Origin of the sequence: Pseudomonas orientalis, from assembly GCF_002934065.1 — a bacterium.
GTDB lineage: Bacteria > Pseudomonadota > Gammaproteobacteria > Pseudomonadales > Pseudomonadaceae > Aquipseudomonas > Aquipseudomonas orientalis_A.
Window position 1 is genome coordinate 265840 of the sequence record NZ_CP018049.1, and the last position, 19882, is coordinate 285721.

17 protein-coding genes are annotated in these 19882 nt (G+C 61.5%); 15 read left to right on the plus strand and 2 right to left on the minus strand.

The annotated features are described in order from the left end of the window. Positions 1–91: 91 nt before the first annotated feature. Positions 92–1078: a hypothetical protein gene (locus BOP93_RS27245; protein WP_157943439.1), complete on the minus strand. Its 987-nt coding sequence runs from the start codon at positions 1076–1078 to the stop codon at positions 92–94. Positions 1079–1317: 239 nt separating this feature from the next. On the opposite strand from BOP93_RS27245, the gene BOP93_RS01085 reads away from it, so the two are divergent. The 11 genes from BOP93_RS01085 (at position 1318) to BOP93_RS01140 (ending at position 10766) form a co-directional block, all read left to right on the plus strand. After that, positions 1318–2196 carry a LysR family transcriptional regulator gene (locus tag BOP93_RS01085; protein WP_104501255.1) on the plus strand — a complete coding sequence of 293 codons (879 nt, stop codon included), beginning with the start codon at positions 1318–1320 and terminating at the stop codon, positions 2194–2196. A 223-nt stretch (positions 2197–2419) separates the two neighbouring features. Continuing rightward, the gene (locus tag BOP93_RS01090) at positions 2420–3232 is read left to right on the plus strand and encodes an energy transducer TonB (RefSeq protein ID WP_104501256.1); all 813 of its coding nucleotides are present in this window, start codon (positions 2420–2422) and stop codon (positions 3230–3232) included. A gap of 28 nt (positions 3233–3260) precedes the next feature. After that, positions 3261–3980 (plus strand): MotA/TolQ/ExbB proton channel family protein, encoded by a 720-nt coding sequence (locus BOP93_RS01095; protein ID WP_065949995.1) that lies wholly within the window; start codon positions 3261–3263, stop codon positions 3978–3980. A 1-nt stretch (position 3981) separates the two neighbouring features. Then, positions 3982–4383, plus strand: a complete 402-nt coding sequence (locus BOP93_RS01100) for an ExbD/TolR family protein (protein ID WP_065949996.1) — start codon at positions 3982–3984, stop codon at positions 4381–4383. A 319-nt stretch (positions 4384–4702) separates the two neighbouring features. Then, positions 4703–5284, plus strand: coding sequence for an alpha/beta hydrolase (locus BOP93_RS01105; RefSeq protein ID WP_104501257.1), 582 nt, complete (start codon positions 4703–4705; stop codon positions 5282–5284). Positions 5285–5332: 48 nt separating this feature from the next. Next, positions 5333–6259, plus strand: a complete 927-nt coding sequence (locus tag BOP93_RS01110; protein WP_104501258.1) for a sigma 54-interacting transcriptional regulator — start codon at positions 5333–5335, stop codon at positions 6257–6259. Positions 6260–6365: 106 nt separating this feature from the next. Beyond that, positions 6366–7148 (plus strand): MetQ/NlpA family ABC transporter substrate-binding protein, encoded by a 783-nt coding sequence (locus BOP93_RS01115; protein ID WP_065949999.1) that lies wholly within the window; start codon positions 6366–6368, stop codon positions 7146–7148. A 694-nt stretch (positions 7149–7842) separates the two neighbouring features. Next, the gene (locus BOP93_RS01125) at positions 7843–8508 is read left to right on the plus strand and encodes an amino acid ABC transporter permease (RefSeq protein ID WP_057725386.1); all 666 of its coding nucleotides are present in this window, start codon (positions 7843–7845) and stop codon (positions 8506–8508) included. Further along, positions 8489–9148: an amino acid ABC transporter permease gene (locus tag BOP93_RS01130; protein WP_104501259.1), complete on the plus strand. Its 660-nt coding sequence runs from the start codon at positions 8489–8491 to the stop codon at positions 9146–9148. The genes BOP93_RS01125 and BOP93_RS01130 overlap by 20 nt, the downstream gene beginning before the upstream one ends. Then, complete coding sequence (locus tag BOP93_RS01135; RefSeq protein ID WP_104501260.1) at positions 9145–9921, plus strand: amino acid ABC transporter ATP-binding protein; 777 nt, start codon at positions 9145–9147, stop codon at positions 9919–9921. The genes BOP93_RS01130 and BOP93_RS01135 overlap by 4 nt, the downstream gene beginning before the upstream one ends. After that, positions 9918–10766: a transporter substrate-binding domain-containing protein gene (locus BOP93_RS01140; RefSeq protein WP_104501261.1), complete on the plus strand. Its 849-nt coding sequence runs from the start codon at positions 9918–9920 to the stop codon at positions 10764–10766. Before BOP93_RS01135 ends, BOP93_RS01140 begins: the two co-directional genes overlap by 4 nt. A 142-nt stretch (positions 10767–10908) precedes the next feature. Here BOP93_RS01140 and BOP93_RS01145 read toward each other — a convergent pair whose 3' ends face one another. After that, positions 10909–12069 carry an AAA family ATPase gene (locus BOP93_RS01145; protein ID WP_104501262.1) on the minus strand — a complete coding sequence of 387 codons (1161 nt, stop codon included), beginning with the start codon at positions 12067–12069 and terminating at the stop codon, positions 10909–10911. Between the two features lie 121 nt (positions 12070–12190). Here BOP93_RS01145 and BOP93_RS01150 point away from each other — a divergent pair, with 121 nt between their 5' ends. From BOP93_RS01150 to BOP93_RS01165, 4 genes are all read left to right on the plus strand, one after another. Continuing rightward, the gene (locus BOP93_RS01150) at positions 12191–13273 is read left to right on the plus strand and encodes an efflux RND transporter periplasmic adaptor subunit (RefSeq protein ID WP_104501263.1); all 1083 of its coding nucleotides are present in this window, start codon (positions 12191–12193) and stop codon (positions 13271–13273) included. After that, positions 13270–14340: an efflux RND transporter periplasmic adaptor subunit gene (locus BOP93_RS01155; protein ID WP_104501264.1), complete on the plus strand. Its 1071-nt coding sequence runs from the start codon at positions 13270–13272 to the stop codon at positions 14338–14340. The genes BOP93_RS01150 and BOP93_RS01155 overlap by 4 nt, the downstream gene beginning before the upstream one ends. Beyond that, on the plus strand, positions 14337–17402 hold the full coding sequence (locus tag BOP93_RS01160; protein ID WP_104501265.1) for an efflux RND transporter permease subunit: 3066 nt from the start codon (positions 14337–14339) through the stop codon (positions 17400–17402). Before BOP93_RS01155 ends, BOP93_RS01160 begins: the two co-directional genes overlap by 4 nt. A 207-nt stretch (positions 17403–17609) precedes the next feature. Continuing rightward, entirely contained in the window at positions 17610–19811 is a 2202-nt protein-coding gene (locus BOP93_RS01165; protein ID WP_104501266.1) for a glycoside hydrolase, read from the plus strand. Positions 19812–19882 lie beyond the last annotated feature (71 nt).

Consider the following 19882-nt stretch of genomic DNA (forward strand, 5'->3'; position numbering starts at 1 on the left):
GGTGCTCGGCAGGACGTATGAAATTAAGAATGCTCATCCCGGTCAGTGGCGATGGCGATGGGCCTGTTCGATTTTTCCGGGTGCACAAGACTCAGCGCAATGTCAGCGCGTAGGCTCGTGGGTCCGGTCGATAGCCCGACGTGCCGTAGTTGTCCGTTCGGCCATTGAGCACGGTAAAGACATGGTCATTCTGAGCCATGACCCCAGGTACGCCATTGATCAATGCCTGTGCGCTGGCAGGTTGGATATGGTTTCTCAAGCCCAGGCGAGCGAGCCCTTCGTAGGTGTTTTCCCAGCTATCCAAACTATTCAAGGCAGCAGAGAAACTTTGTGACGCATAGCCATCATTGTTTTCTGCCTGTGCCCGTTTTGCACTGACGGCATACATAAAGTTGGCTTCGTTCAGCATCTTTTGATTGGTGCCCCTGAACCCTGAGCGTGCGGCTGCTTCGTTAAGTTCGGCATGGGTCACATGGTAAGTGTTGGCAGGGTTGTCCCTCATTCTCACGGTAAAGCCGTCCCTGGTTCGCTCCACCGAAGCGTAAACCTGGTCAGGGCCGCCAAAGCGTTGCATCGCCGCTTTTATCCCCGCAACGGTCACACAATTCATAGTGCCCCATTTTTGCGAGAAGCCACTGAGCAGCTCATTTTGGGTGTAGGGCCTTCCAGTTCCCGACAGATTGCTTCGTTGGTAAGCATCTGACGGCGCGGAACGTTTCGTCCTGCTGGCGTCTAGTCCTGCGAAACGCGTTACGGGAAGGCCACCGTCGCTGCTTCTCTGTTCAGAGCCCGCGTAGGCGGTAGAGACGAATGCCTGGGGCCTTGCATTGGAATCGGTAAAATTAATGGTATGAGCGGTCTTTTCGCTATGGTGCGCGCGGGGTGCGCCGTGGCGTCTGCCGTTCTGGGGCTGGCAGGGCAGGTTGCTGTCGAATGTGTTACCAAGGCGTGAGCAAATATTCATGGAGTTACCCGTCCTGTGTGATTTTCCAGTGCCGGAAGCACTTAGGTGCGTCATTGAAACCGAGCTTTTTACTGATGAGCTGTTCGTCTCGCCAGTTGAACGCTTGGTGGTCAAGGCCTGCACAGGGTTCCAAGGCGCGTGCTCCGCGCAATATCTGTACACGCAGAAAGCGGATTGAAGTTCGACGTGGCTGGTGGGGGCTTGCGACCGACGGCTCTTGCCGTTGCATTGCCTTGGGCCTTGCTCGTCGGTTTAGTGGTCATGCAAGCCCAAGCGCAATCAAAGGCTCAAAGGCGCTTAGCCGAAACGCTACTCTGAAATTAATATAACCATGCCAATCAGTGGCAAACGGAATGGCCATGACCTTGTTCGATCCCGTGTTATTGCGCAGCTTTGTCGCCGTGGTGGACTGCGGCAACTTCACCCGCGCCGCCGAGCGCCTGCATGTGACCCAGTCCACCGTCAGCCAGCAGATCCGCCGCCTGGAAGACGCCGTGGCGTGCCTGTTGCTGGACCGCGATCAACGTCGTGTCGTCGCCACTGCCGAAGGCGAGCGCTTGCTGGCCTATGCGCGCCGCATCCTGGCGCTGCATGAGGAAGCCGCCGATGTGTTGATCAGCCAGCAAAGTGACGGTGTGCTGCGCCTGGGCGTGCCGGAAGATTTTGCGGCGCAGCGGTTGATGCCGTTGCTCTCGGCGTTTGTGCTGGCCTATCCACGGGTGCGCCTGGAGGTCACCAGCGGCCTGGGCCCCGAGTTGCAGCGCCAATACCGCAGCGGTGAGTTCGACGTGTTGCTGGTCAAGCAGATGGGCAGCAGCGATGACTGCCTGGCCTCGTGGCCCGAGCCGCTGTGCTGGGTAGACAGCCGCAGCACGCCGTGCCTGGGACGCGACCCGTTGCCACTGGTGGCGTTTCCCGTGGGCGGCCTGTACCGCAATGAAATGCTCCACCACCTTGAAGTGGGCGGCTGGCGCTGGCGTATCGGCTATTCCAGCGCCAGCCTGGCCAGCGTGTGTTCGGCAGTGGCGGCGGGCTTGGGCGTGAGCCTGTTGCCGCTGAGGGTTGTGCAGGCCGGGCATGTGGTGTTGGGCGTAGAGAGCGGTTTGCCCGTGGTGCAAGGCGTGCGCCTGGCGTTGTATGCCCGCGGCGGCCTGAGCGCGGCAGGGCAGTGCTTACAGGCTGAACTGTTCGATTTGTGCGCCAACAGCCCCGTTGGGCCATGCCTCTACTGAATATTTTGCATGCCTGAAACGCATTGAAAAATGCCACCTCGGCGCCAGGCCGCGCAGAACGTGGCTTTGGCGTATGAGTCAGTTTTAGTTATTCAAATTATGCATAAGCATAACTTTAAAGATTACTTTAAGAGATAAGCGCCCAGCCCGATGATTCAACCCTGGACGGCCTGCCACGCAGGCCCGTCGGTTTTTAGGTTTGAAAATCGTAGGGAGTGAATCAATGGGCAATGTCCAGACCGCCGCCCGTGCCACCGAGGCGCAAGGGCGCCTGGCACCGAGCGGTGAGTTGGTCGACCTTGGCCGGTCGCACCGCGCGCCGTTGGGGCAATTGCGCCTGCAGCAGACCCCCAAGCGGTTTTCCAGCCGGCGCGAAGGCGTTCTGTTGGGGTTGTTGGTGCTGGCCTTGCACGGCGCGGTGATCTATTGGGTGAGCCAGAAGCCCACCCCGGTGCTGCCGGTGGTGCCGCCGGAAATCCCGCCGATGACCATCGAGTTTTCCCGGCCGGCGCCGCCGGTGGTTGAACCACCGCCGCCGGTGCCGCCGCCACCTCCCGTGGTCGAGCCACCGCCGCCGGTGGTGGATGAGTTGGCCGCCAAGCCTGCGCCGCCAAAACTGGTGGCCAAGCCCAAGCCCAAACCCAAGCCGGTGCCCAAGCCTGAGCCCAAGCCGGCACCCAAGGCCGTCGAACCACCGCCCGCGCCGCCTGTACCGGCGCCCCCGGCAGCAATTGCACCACCAGCGCCAGCGCCGGTTACGCCCGCGTCGGCCAATGCCGCGTACCTGAAGAACCCGGCGCCGGAATACCCGTCACTGGCTCAGCGGCGGGGTTGGGAGGGCACCGTGTTGCTGCGGGTACACGTATTGGCCAGCGGCAAACCCGGTGAGATTCAGCTTCAGAAAAGCAGCGGTCGCCAGCAACTCGATGACGCCGCGTTGGCCGCCGTGAAGCGTTGGAGCTTTGTGCCGGCCAAGCAGGGTGAAGTGGCCCAGGACGGCTGGGTCAGCGTACCGATCGATTTCAAGATTCATTAATTATTCAGCGGCACAGAGGGAAAACATCATGGCTTTGGCATCTCCACTTGAATCCATCGAAAGCGCGGTGATCTGGTTGCTGGTGGTCTTTTCAGTCGCCACCTGGGGCTTGGCATTGTTGAAGGGCGTGCAGTTCGGGCGTCTCAAGGCCCAGGATCGCAAGTTTCACAAACAGTTCTGGGCCGCATCGAGCCTCGACGCCGCCGCCGAGTTGGCCGACACCCAACCGGGCGCGGCAGCCCGGGTGGCCCAAGCCGGGTATGCCGCGATCCAGGTTGGCGATACCCCGCACGCGGCTGACCTGAGCCAGGCCATCAATCACCAGGACCGCCTCGAGCGGGCCTTGCGCCAGCAGATCGTGCGCGAGCGCCGCTCCCTGGAAACCGGCTTGGCGGTGGTCGCCAGTATCGGCAGTACCTCGCCGTTTATCGGACTGTTCGGCACCGTGTGGGGCATCATGGAGGCGCTCAAGGGCATCAGCGCCGCCGGTTCAGCCAGCCTGGAAACCGTGGCGGGGCCCATCGGTGCGGCGCTGGTCGCAACGGGGGTGGGGATTGCCGTCGCGGTGCCGGCGGTGCTGGTCTACAACTATTTCCTGCGCCGCCTGAAGCTGACGGCTGCCGACCTTGACGACTTTGCCCACGACTTCTACAGCCTGGCGCAAAAGAACGCCTTCCGCGTGCTGCTGCATCCGGCGCTGAACAAAGCCAGCGTCGGCAACCCGCAGAAAGTGAAGGAGGCGTCCTGAGATGGCCTTTTCCACGCAAGACAGTGATGAGGTGCTGAGCGAGATCAACGTCACGCCGCTGGTGGACGTGATGCTGGTGCTGCTGGTGGTGTTTATCGTCACCGCGCCGCTGCTGACCAACTCGATCCCGATCAACCTGCCCAAGACCGAGGCCGTGGCCCCGGTCGAGCAGAAAGACCCGTTGGTGGTGAGCATCGACGGTGCCGGCAAGCTGTTTATCAACAAGGACGAAATCCAGCCGGACCTGCTGGAATTCAACCTGCAGGCGGCCAAGGCCAAGGACCCCGATGTGCGGGTGCAACTGCAGGCTGACGATGGCGTGAACTACGGCGAAGTGGCGCGAGCCATGGCGTCTATCGAGCGCGCGGGGATTACCAGGCTGTCGGTGATAACCGCACGTTAGTTGTAAACAAGCCTCGACGATTTTTGGGCCGTTTCCTTGGCAGGGTGCGGCCTTTTTTTTGCCTTAAATTTAAGCCAGACCGCTAAATTCCACTGTTGAACCGGATCAAATGTGGGAGGGGGCTTGCCCCCGATAGCGGGGTGTCAGTATCAGATGTGCTGACTGACAGAATGCTATCGGGGGCAAGCCCCCTCCCACATTTTGACTGCAGGCGGGCCTGAGATTTTGGTTATTAATAAATAGCTTCTTATTCCTTAACGAATATAAACCGCATCCCTATACTGGTCAGCAACGTTAAACGCTGCAGGAGGGCACACCCATGCACAGCGAGTCGATTCGTTACCTGATCGTGCCGGGCTGGCAAGGATCGCCAGAAGAACATTGGCAAAGTCACTGGCAGAACAGCCTGCCCAACAGTGCGCGCGTGGAGCAGGACGATTGGCTGACCCCACGCCGTGAAGACTGGGTGGCCGCGCTGGCAGAGGCCATCGCCGCCGACAGCACGCCGGTGATCCTGATCGCCCATAGCCTGGGGTGCATCACCGTGGCGCACTGGGCGGCCACCGCGCCTGTGCAGTTCCTGCGCCAGGTGCGCGGTGCCTTGCTGGTAGCCCCGGCGGATGTCGAACGTCCAGCCTGTGCTCCCGCCCTGCGCAATTTTGCGCCGATTCCTACCGACCTGTTGCCGTTTCCCAGCCAGGTGGTCAGCTCCGACAACGACAGTGCTGTCAGTGCGCCACGGGCGTTGGAGCTGGCGCGCCATTGGGGCGCCGAAGCCGGCATATTGTCCGGCGCGGGGCACATCAATGTGAAGTCCGGCCACCAGCGCTGGGAGCAGGGATTCGCCTACCTCTATCGCCTGCAAAATCGCCTCGAGCACCACGCTCGGCGCCGTGCATAACCTATTTCAACGCCCCGTCCCTTGAGTGGATGGGGGCGGGAGCCTGCCATGAGTCTGCATGAAACCTACGGCCAGCCGTTGCTGACCTTCCCCGACGCCGACAAAAGCCCGCTGAGCATCCGCGCCAAGGCGTTGGTGTTTGTCGACCCACGTTCGCGGCAGCTGCGCGAAGACCTGGAAAATCTGGCCCCGCGTGCGCTGCCCGTGTTGATTCGTGGCGAGACGGGGAGCGGCAAGGAGCTGCTGGCGCGGCATATCCACCGTGGCAGTGATCGCACGGGCCTGTTTGTGTCGGTCAACTGCGGCGCGATAAGCCCGACCTACGCCGACGCGGAACTGTTCGGTTACGCCGCCGGCAGCCACAGCGGCACGGCGAGCAGCCGGGCCGGGTGGTTCGGTTCGGCCAATGGCGGCACCTTGTACCTGGATGAAATCGGCGACTTGCCGTTACCGATCCAGGTCAAGTTGCTCGCCGCGCTGGAAAACCACGAAGTCACTCGCGTCGGCGCCCAGCAGCCGAGCCCGGTGGACGTGCGCCTGGTGGCCGCCACCAGCATCGACCTGGCCCAGGCGGTGGCGGCGGGCAAGTTTCATGAGCGCCTGTTTCATTATTTGAGCGAAGGTCAATTGGACCTGCCGGCACTGCGCGAGCGGGTCGGCGACATTCTGTCCCTGGCTGAATATTTCCTGGGCATCTACAGCCAGCGCCTGGACCTGCCGGTGCCGCTGATCAGCGACGCCGCCCAACGCGTGCTGGAGCACCACAGCTGGCCGGGCAATACCCGCGAGCTGGAAAACGTCATTCACTTTGCGCTGCTGGTGAGCAGCGGCGATGAGATTCTGCCGGAGCACCTGAACTTGCCCGTCGACGGCTCGCCGTTGGAGCAGGTGCGGCGGATTTTCGCGAGCGCCAGCCCTGCGGAACAGGAGACGCTGCGAAAATTCCTGTATGAGCAAAATGGAATATCAACGTGAATAAAAGATATTGTTCGGGAATAAAAAATCTAGGTATTGTCCACTCCACGCCGCGATAGCACTTCGCTGGCACCTCACATGAAAACGGTCGTTAGAAGGACATTGCATGAAAAAGGTTCTGTTGTTTACCGCACTGGCGGCTGCCCTGACGGCCAGCTTCGCCCAGGCCAACGAGAAACTGGTGGTGGCCGCCACCCCGATCCCGCACGCCGAAATTCTTGAGCTGATCAAGCCAACCCTGGCCAAGGAAGGCGTGGACCTGCAGATCAAAGTCTTCACCGACTACGTACAACCGAACGTGCAAGTGGCCGAAAAGCGCCTGGATGCCAACTACTTCCAGACCCTGCCGTACCTGGAAAACTTCAACAAAGGTAAAGGCACCAACCTGGTGACCGTGGTCGGCGTACACGTCGAGCCCATCGGTGGTTACTCGAAAAAAATCAAGAATATTTCCGAGCTCAAAGATGGCGCCACCGTGGCCATCCCGAACGAAGGCTCCAACAGCGGCCGCGCCCTGTTGCTGCTGCAGAAGAGCGGTCTGATCACCCTGAAAGACCCGACCAACGCGTTGTCCACGCCGAAGGACATCAAGGACAACCCGAAAAACCTCAAATTCAAGGAGCTGGAATCGGCTCTGCTGCCACGCGTACTCGACCAGGTCGACCTGGACGTGATCAACACCAACTACGCGCTGGAAGCCGGCCTGAATCCGGCCAAGGATGCGCTGATCATCGAAGATGCCAAGTCGCCTTACGTGAACTTCCTGGTCGCTCGCCCGGACAACAAGGACAGCGACGCTATCCAGAAGCTGTCCAAGGCGCTGACCAGCCCGGAAGTCAAAGCCTTCATCGAGAAAAAGTACAACGGCGCGGTCGTGCCGGCGTTCTGATATAAGCCAAAACCCCCTTCAAGGTTTAAACGCCGGCGGCTATTACAGCGTCGGCGTTTTTTTTGGCCCTGAATTTTTTAACGCAACCAAAACTGTGGGAGGGGGCTTGCCCCCGATGGCGGCCTCTGGGCCGACCAGGATGTTGGATCAGATCGAGTACATATCCATTCTTTAGGTAACGGCCACTTAGGGTTCCGCCCTGACGGCGGCTCACTTTGGAAAAGCCCCAAAGTAACCAAAGGGCTCTTGCCCCACCACTCGGCACCTCGCCCAGGCTCGGTGTGCCCTCTCTCCGGCTTGAATCCGTGGGCCGCCGCAATGGGCCATCCATGGCCCAGTGCGGCTAACCCGGCGTCCTGCCGGGTTACCCACGGATTCAAGCCTGCGTTCGGCCAGCGTGGTTTAACGGGGCGCCTGAAATCAAAAGCAGATCAAGAGCGACTCGCTTCGCATCGTGGTTACGGTTGAGCTACAGAGTTGTGTAGATACCTATGGCTATCGGGGGCAAGCCCCCTCCCACATTTGAACTTCATCCGACGGTAAATCCACAGGTTAGCTTTTTGGGTGATATCAATATGCTATTTTGGTATTTAAAGTTTGCTTTTTATACCTTTAAAGTTCGCGCTACCCGACGTTATCCACGCCGGAACGGACTGCGCTCGCGGCATTACCCATGCGGCGATATGGACTGCACATGACCTTCGATTTCGCTTTTATCCTCAGCACCTTGCCCGCGTTTCTGAAGGCGGTTGGGGTGACCCTGCAAGTCGGCTTGATCGCGATTGCCACCTCCTTGCTGGTGGCGCTGATCAACGCAGCCCTGTTGGTCTTTCGCACGCCGTACCTGTCACGCCTGGTGGCGTTGTATGTGGAACTGGCGCGTAACACGCCGCTGCTGATCCAGCTGTTCTTCGTGTACTTCGCGCTGCCGGCCCTGGGCCTGAATATCTCCGGGTTCTGGGCGGCGATCATCACCATGACCTTTCTCGGCGGCGCCTACCTCACGGAAGTGCTGCGCGCCGGTGTGGAGGCGGTACCGCTGGCGCAGATCGAGTCGGGCAAGTCCATCGGCCTGTCCGACTGGCAACTGCTGCGCCATGTGATTTTGCCCCAGGCCGGCATTCTCAGCCTGCCGGCGTTGTTCGCCAATTTCATTTTTCTGCTCAAGGAGACCACGGTGGTTTCCGCCGTGGCGGTGCCGGAGATTCTGTATACCACCAAGAGCTACATCGCGCTCTACTACAAGACCTATGAAATGCTCGCCGTGCTGACACTGATTTGCGTGCTGCTGTTCCTGCCGTTGTCGCTGCTGCTCAGCCGCCTGGAAAGGAGGCTCCAGCATGGCCAGTTCGGGTCTTGAGTTGTTGTGGGTGTCGTTGCCGCAACTGGGCAAGGGCGCTGCGCAAACCCTGTCGATTTCGTTTTTGAGCATCGCCTTCAGTACGGTCGGCGGTGTGCTGTATGGCGTACTGCGAACGCTGAACAACAGGGTGATCAACGCTGTGCTGCGGGTTTACCTGGAGCTGTTCCGGGCGATTCCGGTGCTGGTGTGGTTGTACCTGCTGTTCTTCGGCCTGCCGATCTTCTTTGGCTTGAGCCTGCCGAGTTTCTGGTGCGCGGTATTGGTGTTGTCGCTGTGGGGCGCCAGTGAGGTCGGTGAAGTGGTGCGCGGCGCGTTGCATTCACTGCCGCGCGGTCAGCGTGAGGCGGGCTTGTCGATTGGGTTGTCCGCCCCGCAGCTGTACGGCTACGTACTGCTGCCCCAGGCGCTCAAGCGCATGACGCCGCCGACCATCAACGTCTACACGCGCATCATCAAGACCAGTTCGCTGGCGGTGCTGATCGGTGTGGTGGATGTGATCAAGGTCGGCCAGCAAATCATCGAGCGCACCTACGAGTCGGTGTTGATCTACGGCGCGCTGTTCCTGTTTTTCTTCTTTATCTGCTACCCGTTGTCGGCCGCCTCCAAGGTGCTGGAACGGCGCTGGGCCCAAGCATGAGCGCATTGATCGAGTTTCAGGGTTTCAACAAATTCTTCGGCCAGGCGCAGGTGCTCAAGGGCATCGACCTGAGTGTGCAAAGCGGCGAAGTGGTGGTGATCCTCGGCCCCAGCGGTTGCGGCAAAAGTACCTTGCTGCGCTGCCTCAATGGGCTGGAAGTCGCTCACAGCGGCAGCCTGCGGTTTGCCGGCAGTGAGCTTCTGGGCAAGCACACCGACTGGCGCCAGGTGCGCCAGGACATTGGCATGGTGTTCCAGAGTTACCACCTGTTCCCTCACATGAGTGTGCTCGACAATATTTTGCTCGGCCCGCTCAAGGTGCAAAAACGCGACCCGCGTGAAGCCCGCGCTCAAGCTGAAAAACTGCTCGAACGCGTGGGCCTGGCCGACAAGCGCGACGCCTTCCCGCGCCAGCTCTCCGGTGGCCAGCAGCAACGCATCGCCATCGTGCGGTCGTTGTGCATGAACCCACAGGTCATGTTGTTTGATGAAGTCACTGCCGCCCTTGACCCGGAGATGGTCAAGGAAGTGCTGGAAGTCATCCAGGGCCTGGCCCGCGATGGCATGACCCTGCTGATCGTCACCCATGAAATGGCCTTCGCCCGCGCCGTCGCCGACCGCGTGGTGTTTATGGAGGCCGGTCGCATCCTCGAACACAACACCCCCGAGGCATTCTTTACGAACCCGCAGACCGCACGCGCGCAGCAGTTCCTGGAGAAGTTCTCCTTTGTTTCAACACTGCCCAAAAAGAGCAAGGAACCGGAGCTGATATGAAAAAGTTACTGCTGCCACTGTTGGCCGTCGCCTTACTGGCCGGCTGCGATAAAAAGGCCGAAGAGCCGGTAAAACCTGCGGCTGTCAGCTACATCGACAAGATCAAGGCGCGGGACAAGCTGATCGTTGGCGTCTTCACCGACAAACCACCGTTCGGCTTCGTCGACGAGGCTGGCCGCTATGTGGGTTTCGATACCGACATTGGCCGCCAATTCGCCAAGGACCTGCTGGGCGATGAGAACAAAGTCGAATTCGTCGCCGTGGAGCCCGCCAGCCGTATCCCGTTCCTGCAGAGCGACAAGGTCGACCTGATCCTGGCCAACATGACGGTCACGCCGGAGCGCAAGGAAGCGGTGGACTTCACCAACCCCAACCTGAAAGTCGCGGTACAGGCCCTGGTGCCGAACGACAGCCCGGTCAAAAGCCTGAATGATTTGGCGAGCCGCACCACCATCGTGACCACCGGCACCACTGCCGATATCTGGCTGACCAAGAACCACCCGGACTGGAAATTGCTCAAGTTCGAGAAAAACTCCGAGTCGCTGCAGGCGCTGTCGGCCGGGCGTGGCGATGCCTACGCGCAGGACAACCTGGTGCTCTTCAGCTGGGCCAAGCAGAACCCGGGCTACCGTGTGCTGGAACAGAAACTCGGTGATGAAGCGCCGATTGCTCCAGCGGTGAAGAAGGGCAATATCGAACTGCGCGACTGGGTGAATGCGGAGCTGGCGAAATTGGGCGAGGAGAAGTTTTTGCTCAAGCTGTATGACCAATATGTGCGCAAAGAGCTGAGCGATGACACCCAGCCTGAGAGTGTGATTGTTGAAGGCGGGAAGTGGCAGGGCTGAAGCCTGGCTTTTGTGCTGACTGTACCGGCCTCATCGGGGGCAAGCCCCCTCCCACATTGGACTGTATTCACACATCAGAACTTGTGAACCCAATCCGGTGTGGGAGGGGGCTTGCCCCCGATGGGGCCGGTACAGCCGCCACCTACTCCGGCCAATGCCACACCGGTGCATCCAACATCCCTTGCCCCACAATCCGCGTCTCCCCCAGCACCTTCTCCAGCACAATCGAATTACACCCTTCATCCTGCTGCAACGCCGCAATCAAGCGGCTGGCATGGGACACCACCCACACCTGGCACTGCTTTGACGCTTCGATAATCAAGCGCGCCAGCGCGGGCAACAGGTCCGGATGCAGGCTGGTTTCCGGTTCGTTCAGCACCATCATGGTCGGCGGGCGCGGCGTCAGCAGTGCGGCGATCAGCAGCAGGTAGCGCAAGGTGCCGTCCGACAGCTCGGCCGCCGACAGCGGTCGCAGCAAGCCTTCCTGATAGAACTCGATGGCAAAGCGTCCGCCCTGCAAGGGCTGGATATTCAAGCGTGCGCCGGGGAACGCATCGCTGACCGCGCGCTGCAGCGCCTCGGGGTCGCCAATCTCGCGAATGGTCTGCAGGGCCGCCGCCAAATCGCGCCCGTCGTGGTGCAGCACCGATGTGCGCGTGCCCAACTGCGGCTGGCGCACCGGCGCGTCGGCGTCGCTGCGAAAGTGATCATAAAAACGCCAGCCACGGATGCTTTCGCGCAGCAGCAGCACCTCCGGCGAACCCCGCAGGCTGCCGACCTGGTCGAACAGACTGTGGTAATTGGGCGTGTGCTGGGCCAGCACATCCCAGGCACGACCTTCGCGGGCACGCACCATCGGCCCGGAACGCTGCACCAACAGGCTGGCCGGGCGGTAGATAGGCCCGGCCCAGATGCACTCCTTCTTCACCTCGGGATCGAGACTGAAAAACGACGTGGAGGGCTCCGGCAAGCCCAGGGAGATCGCGTAGCTGAAATCCTCGGCGGCAAACCCCAGACGCAGACGCTTGACGCCCTGGCGCACGTTGGATTCGATTGGCACTTCACCGCTGCGCATACGCCGAGTGATGGTTTCCGGCCCGGCCCAGAAGGTCGAGTCCAGCCCGCCTTCACGGGCCAGGGCGTTGATCACCCCACCCTGGGCGGTTTCGGCCAGCAGGCGCAGGGCGCGATACAGGTTGGATTTGCCGCTGCCATTGGGGCCGGTGATCAGGTTAAGTCGGTCCAGAGGGACCACCAATTTGTTGATCGAGCGGTAATTGGCTACCGCGAGGGTCTTGAGCATGACAATTCAATCGGGATGGGAACCATTGAAGTATGGGATCCTCCATGCAGATAAGGAACCCTGAACTACGCTCACAGTCGCATACACACTGGCAAGTCGGCATCACGCAAAAGGAGCCTGCATGGGCGGTCGCATTTCGATATTTTTACTCGGATTTGGCTTACTGACGCTGCTTGGCGGTTGTGGTGAGGAAAAGACCGAGCCCAAAGCCCATTCCCGGGTGTTCGTGCAAACCGTGCAGCCGGCGGATTTCGCTGCTGCGGTCACGCTGACCGGTGATATCCAGGCGCGGGTGCAAACCGATTTGTCCTTTCGCGTGGGTGGCAAGATCATCCAGCGCATGGTCGATGTGGGCGACCGGGTGACGGCCAGGCAAGTGCTGGCCAAACTCGATCCCAAGGACCTGCAGACCAACGTCGACTCCGCCCAGGCCCAGGTCGTGGCCGAGCAGGCGCGGGTCAAGCAGACTGCCGCTGCCTTCGTGCGCCAGGAAAAACTCTTGCCCAAGGGCTACACCAGCCGCAGCGAATACGATTCCGCCCAGGCCGCGCTGCGCGGCAGCCAGAGCGCTCTGGCCGCCGCCCAGGCCCAGTTGGCCAACGCCCGTGAACAACTCGGCTACACCGCGCTGATCGCCGACGCGCCGGGCATCATCACCGCGCGCCAGGCCGAAGTCGGCCAGGTGGTCCAGGCCACCATGCCGATCTTCAGCCTGGCCCGTGATGGCGAGCGTGATGCGGTGTTCAACGTTTATGAATCGCTGCTGGTGGAACCGCCGTCGGATGCGCCGATTACCGTCAGCCTGCTGGACAACCCGAGCATCAAGGCCGTGGGCAAGGTCCGCGAAGTCACCCCGGCCGTGGCCGCCAATACCGGCACCGTGCAGGTGAAAATCGCCCTGCAAAGCCTGCCCACTGGCATGGAGTTGGGCTCGGTGGTCAGCGCCACTGCCAATGGTCCGGCCAGGGCCAGCATCGAGTTGCCGTGGTCGGCCTTGACCAAGGACCTCAGTGAACCCGCCGTGTGGCTGGTGGACGGTGACGGCAAGGCGCAATTGCATAAAGTCACGGTGGCGCGTTACCTCACCGGCAAAGTGATCATCGGCGATGGCCTTAAAGGCGGCGAAAAAGTTGTGGTGGCCGGTGGGCAATTGCTGCACCCCGGCATGCCGGTTGAAATCGCCCAGCAAGGAGTCCAGCCATGAGGCAACTGACGGTAATCGTCGCCGCCAGCCTGTTGCTGATGGCCTGCTCCAAAGAAGAAGCGCCGCCCGAACCGGTGCGCCCGGTGTTGTCCATGGAGGTGAAGGCCGAAGACCAGGAAAACCTCGGTCGCTTTGCCGGCACCATTCAGGCGCGCTACGAAAGTAACCTGGGTTTCCGTGTCCCCGGGCGTATTGCCCGTCGCGCCGTGGACGTGGGCGCTGAAGTGGAAAAGGGCGCCTTGCTTGCCGTGCTCGACCCCACCGACCAGCAGAACCAATTGCGCGCCGCCCAGGGCGACCTGGCGCGCGTGCAGGCGCAGTTCATCAATGCCCAGGCCAATGCCCGCCGCCAGCAGGAACTGTTCAACCGTGGCGTCGGTGCCCAGGCTCAGCTCGACGTGGCCCAGACTGACCTGAAAACCACCCAGGCCACCCTCGATCAGGCGCGCGCATCGGTCAACCAGGCCAAGGACCAGCTCAACTACGCCGAACTGCGCACCGACCACGCCGGCATCGTCACCGCCTGGAATGCCGAGGCCGGCCAGGTGGTCAGCGCCGGCCAGCAAGTGGTGACCCTGGCGCGCCCGGACGTCAAGGAAGCGGTGATCGACCTGCCCGCCGGGCTGGCCGAACGCTTGCCCGCAGACGTGGTGTTCCTCGTCGCCGGGCAACTGGACCCGAGCGTGCAGACCACCGCCATTGTGCGCGAGATCGAGCCCCAGGCCCAAAGCGCCACGCGCACCCGTCGCGCACGCCTGAGCCTGACCGAAACCCCCACCGCGTTCCGCCTGGGCACCGCCATCAGCGTCACCTTGAGCAGCGCCATCGCGCCGCGTATCGAACTGCCCCTGAGCGCCTTGCAGGACGTCGACGGCAAGACCCGCATCTGGCTGCTCGACACCCAGAGCCAGACGGTGCAGCCGCGTGACGTCACGGTCGTCAGCCGGGATGCCGACAGCGCCGTGCTCAACGGCAGCGTCAAACCCGGTGAACGCATTGTCACCGCCGGCGTGAACAGCCTGAAACCCGGGCAAAAAGTCAAAATCGACGAGGGCAGCCCGCGATGAAAGGGAGCTTCAACTTATCCGACTGGGCCCTCAAGCATCAGTCCTTCGTGTGGTACCTGATGTTCGTCGCGCTTTTGATGGGCGTGTTTTCGTACATGAACCTGGGGCGCGAGGAAGACCCCTCGTTCACCATCAAGACCATGGTGATCCAGACCCGCTGGCCGGGCGCGACCCAGGAAGAAACCCTCAAGCAGGTCACTGACCGCATCGAGAAAAAACTCGAGGAACTCGACTCCCTCGACTACGTGAAAAGCTATACCCGGCCGGGCGAGTCCACGGTGTTCGTGTTCCTCAAGGACACCACCAGCGCCAAGGCCATCCCGGAGATCTGGTACCAGGTTCGCAAGAAGATCGACGATATTCGCGGCACCTTCCCCCAGGGCTTGCAGGGGCCGTCCTTCAACGATGAGTTCGGTGACGTGTTCGGCTCGGTATACGCCTTTACCGGCGACGGCCTGTCGATGCGCCAGCTGCGCGACTACGTGGAGCAGGTGCGCGCCGAGATCCGCTCGGTGCCGGGGCTGGGCAAGGTCGAGATGATCGGCCAGCAGGACGAAGTGATTTACCTGAATTTTTCCACGCGCAAACTGGCCGCGCTGGGCATCGATCAGCGTCAGGTGGTGCAAAGCCTGCAGTCGCAGAACGCAGTCACGCCCGCCGGGGTGATCGAGGCCGGGCCGGAGCGGATTTCGGTGCGCACCTCCGGGCAGTTCGCCTCGGAGAAGGACCTGGCCAACGTCAACCTGCGCCTCAATGACCGCTTCTATCGCCTGGCCGACATTGCCGAGATCAGCCGTGGCTACGTCGACCCGGCACGGCCGATGTTCCGTTTCAACGGCAAGCCGGCGATCGGCCTGGCGATTGCGATGCAGAAGGGCGGCAATATCCAGTCGTTCGGCAAGGCGCTGCACGGGCGCATGGATGAGCTGACCGCCGACCTGCCGGTGGGCGTCGGCGTGCACAAGGTGTCGGACCAGGCCGAAGTGGTGGAAGAGGCCGTCGGCGGCTTTACCAGTGCGCTGTTCGAAGCGGTGATCATCGTACTGGTGGTGAGCTTTATCAGCCTGGGCATGCGCGCCGGGCTGGTGGTGGCGTGCTCGATTCCGCTGGTGCTGGCGTTGGTGTTCGTGTTCATGGAATACAGCGGCATCACCATGCAGCGGGTGTCGTTGGGCGCCTTGATCATCGCCCTCGGCCTGCTGGTGGACGATGCGATGATCACCGTGGAGATGATGATCACACGCCTGGAAAAAGGCGAAACCAAGGAGCAGGCCGCGACCTACGCCTATACCTCCACGGCGTTTCCGATGCTTACCGGCACGCTGGTGACCGTGGCCGGTTTTGTGCCGATTGGTCTTAACGCCAGCTCGGCGGGCGAGTACACCTTTACGCTGTTCGCGGTGATCGCCGTGGCCATGCTGGTGTCTTGGGTCGTGGCAGTGCTGTTTGCGCCGGTGATCGGCGTGCATATCCTCAGCGCCAAGGTGAAGCCGCACGACGCCGAGCCGGGGCGCATCGGCCGCGCCTTCAATGGCGGCATGCTCTGGGCCATGCGCAACCGTTGGTGGGCCATCGGCATCACCGTGGCGCTGTTCGTGGCCTCGGTGTTTTCCATGCAGTTCGTGCAGAACCAGTTCTTCCCGTCGTCGGATCGCCCGGAGATCCTGGTTGACCTGAACCTGCCACAGAACGCCTCGATCAACGAGACGCGCAAGGCGGTCGACCGCCTCGAAGCCATCATCAAGGACGACCCGGACATCGCGCGCTGGAGCACCTACATCGGCCAGGGCGCGATCCGTTTCTACCTGCCGCTGGACCAGCAGTTGGAGAACCCCTACTACGCGCAGCTGGTGATCGTCAGCAAAGGCCTGGAAGAGCGCGGCGAGTTGATTACGCGTCTGCAGAAGCGCCTGCGCGATGATTTCGTCGGTATCGGCAGCTTCGTCCAGCCGCTGGAAATGGGCCCGCCGGTGGGTCGGCCGATCCAGTACCGTGTGTCCGGCAAGGACACCGACCAGGTGCGCAAGCACGCCATCGAACTGGCGACCTTGCTCGACCAGAACACTCACTTGGGCGAAATCATCTACGACTGGAACGAGCCGGGCAAAGTCTTGCGCGTCGACATCGCCCAGGACAAGGCGCGGCAACTGGGGCTGTCGTCCGAAGACGTGGCGCAGTTGATGAACAGCGTGGTCAGCGGCGCGTCGGTCACTCAGGTGCATGACGATATCTACCTGATCAACGTGGTCGGCCGCGCCGAAGACGCCGAGCGCGGTACGCCGGAAACCCTGCAGAACCTGCAGATCGTCACGCCCAACGGCACCTCGATTCCGTTGCTGGCCTTCGCCACCGTGCGTTATGAACTGGAGCAGCCGCTGGTGTGGCGTCGCGACCGCAAGCCCACGATTACCATCAAGGCCGCAGTGCGTGACGAGATGCAGCCGACCGACCTGGTCAAGCAGCTGGCGCCGACCATCCAGAAATTCAGCGATGGCCTGCCGGTGGGTTACAAGGTCGCCACCGGCGGTACCGTGGAAGAAAGCGGCAAGGCCCAGGGCCCGATCGCCAGCGTGGTGCCGTTGATGCTGTTCCTTATGGCGACCTTCCTGATGATCCAGTTGCACAGCGTGCAGAAGATGTTCCTGGTGGCCAGTGTCGCCCCGCTGGGGTTGATCGGCGTGGTGCTGGCGCTGATTCCCACGGGCACGCCCATGGGCTTCGTGGCGATCCTGGGCATCCTGGCGCTGATCGGCATCATCATCCGCAACTCGGTGATTCTGGTGACGCAGATTCATGAGTACGAAGTGGCCGGTTACACGCCGTGGGATGCGGTGGTGGAAGCCACCGAGCATCGGCGCCGGCCGATCCTGCTCACGGCTGCGGCCGCCAGCCTGGGCATGATCCCGATTGCCCGGGAAGTGTTCTGGGGGCCGATGGCCTACGCGATGATTGGCGGGATTATCATCGCCACGTTGCTGACGCTGTTGTTCCTGCCGGCCCTGTATGTGGCCTGGTACAAAATCCGCGAACCCAAGCAGGAACCGCAGGAACAACGCGGTTAAAAAATGTGGGAGGGGGCTTGCCCCCGATGGCGGTGGTTCAGTCACCTGATGCTTGGCTGACATACCGCCATCGGGGGCAAGCCCCCTCCCACATTTGGATCTGCATCTTGTCAGGCTGTGGGAAGCTTCCGAAACCGCCGCTTGCCGTCCCGGCGAGCCTGAGCTTGTTTTACTCTTTCGGCCTTCTTCTTATCCAGGTCGATTCCCATGCAGTGCCTGCGTCCACTCCTTTTACTCTGCGCCCTTGTGCTTGCGCCGCCGACCTTCGCCACCAACGTGCTGGAAAATACCCAGTGGCGTATCGAACTCGATCCCGCCACCCTGGCGTTGCGCGTCACCCCTGCGGGCGAGGCTACGGTACAAGCGTCCAGCGGTGTCGCCGCCCATGCGGTCAACGCGCTGCAAGCCGATGCCGAACAAGTCTCCTGGCAATGGGACGATGGCGCTTATCGCCTGACGGCCCGACTTGAACAGCGCGAATTGTCGCTGACTATCAGCGCCCGCGAGCCGGGTGAACTGGCCCTGCTGCGCCAGCCGGCCAGGGCCATGGGCCAGGGGCTGATCTGGCCGTTGGCCGAGGGGCATTACGTGCCGGCCGATAATGCCGTGTGGAAAGACTTTCTGATCGAGCGGGGCGAGCTCAATACCACCCAGAACCTCAGCTTGCCGTTATGGGGCCTGGATCACGGGCGCTTCACGCTCAACTGGCTGCTGACCAACCCCTATAGCAATCGCCTCCAATGGCAAGCGGACGGCCAGGGCGTGGCGCTGTCCGTGGCCCATGAATTCACCTCGCTCGCGCCGCAGGAACCGATGACGCTGCGCCTGTATCTGGGCGAGGCCGACCCGCTGGCCGGTGCCAAACGTTATCGTCAGTGGCTGGCCGAGCAGGGCCGATACGAGTCACTGACGGACAAGCTGCGGCAAACCCCCGAGGCGGTGAAATTGCTCGGCGCCAGTCACGTTTACCTCTGGGGCAACGGCCTGCTGAAGTTGGATGACGTAATTGATTGGCCCGCGTTGATCGAACGGCTGAGCGCGCACGAGCTCAGTGGGCTGATGGACAGGGAACCTGCGCAGGTGCTCGCGCAGACAAACGCGTTGAATCGCTATGAGCAAACCCTGCTGTTGCGCGGCGTCAATGCGGCTATCAACAAGAAGGTTCGGCAGGCCTGGCAAGTGGAAGAGCCCGACATGAATCGCCTTGCCGCTCGCTACGGCGAGTTGCGTCGCGAGCTGGCCGTCGATTTCGCCGGGACCTTGCGTGATCGCCCCGAAACCTGGGGTGATTCGACTATCCAGGCTTTGCGCGACACTGGGCTCAAGCGTTTGCTGCTGACACTGGGCGAAGGCTGGGAAGGCGGCCTGTGGCATCCCGAAGCGATTCGCGCGGGCGTGGATGCCGGTTATCTGGTGGCGCCTTACGATTCTTATGAAACGGCTCTGTCTGCCACTGAAAACCCCGATTGGACCACTGCTCATCTGGGCGGCAGGGCTTATCGCGACTGCGCAATCATGTTGAAGAACGGCACACTCAAGGTCGGCTTCCAGCAATCGGGCCACTACACCGATCCGCGCTGTGTGCGACCCCTGTTGCAGACCCGGGTGAAAGCGGTACAGGCCGCCGCCGGTTTCAATGCCTGGTTTCTCGACGCCTATGCCGCCGGAATGGTGTTTGACAGTTACCGCGAAAGTGCGCCAATGACCGAGGCACAAAACGCCGAAGGCAGTATCGACGCGTCGCGCTGGATCAACACCTCGCTCAAACTGCCCGCAGGCTCCGAAGACGGTAACGCCATCACCGCCCGGGGCATCCTGTTCGCCCATGGTATGCAAACACCGGTAATCGGTTGGGGTGACCGAGCGATGACCCAGGACCCACACTCACCTTACTACGTCGGTAACTGGTACCCACCGGAAGAACCGGCCGTGTTCTTCAAGCCGGTACCCTTGAAAGCGCCGCTGCGCACGGTGTATTTCGACCCGACGATGCGCCTGCCGCTGTATCAGACGGTGTTCCATGGCTCGGTGATCACCACCCATCATTGGCTGTTCGACAGCCTCAAGTTGAGCAACGTACGGGCTGAAAACGAGCTGACCCAACTGCTCTACAACGTACCGCCGCTGTACCATTTGAGTGCGGCGACGCTCAAGGAACGACTGCCGGTGATTCAGCGTCATGACCGGTTTTTCCGTCCGCTGCATGAGCGCTTGGGGACTCAGGCGATGATTGATTTTCGCTGGTTGACGGTGGACAAGCTGTTGCAGCAGACGACGTTCGCCGATGGGACGCGGTTGGTGGCGAATTTTTCCGATGCGCAAAAAGATGGGTATGCCGGATACAGTGTGACCGCGCTGGTCGAGGGGGAAAAACCGGTGGTGTATCAGGTGGGTCAGCGGCGCCCTTAAGATCATCGGGGGCAAGCCCCCTCCCACATTTGGAATGCGTACCCCTGTGGGAGGGGGCTTGCCCCCGATAG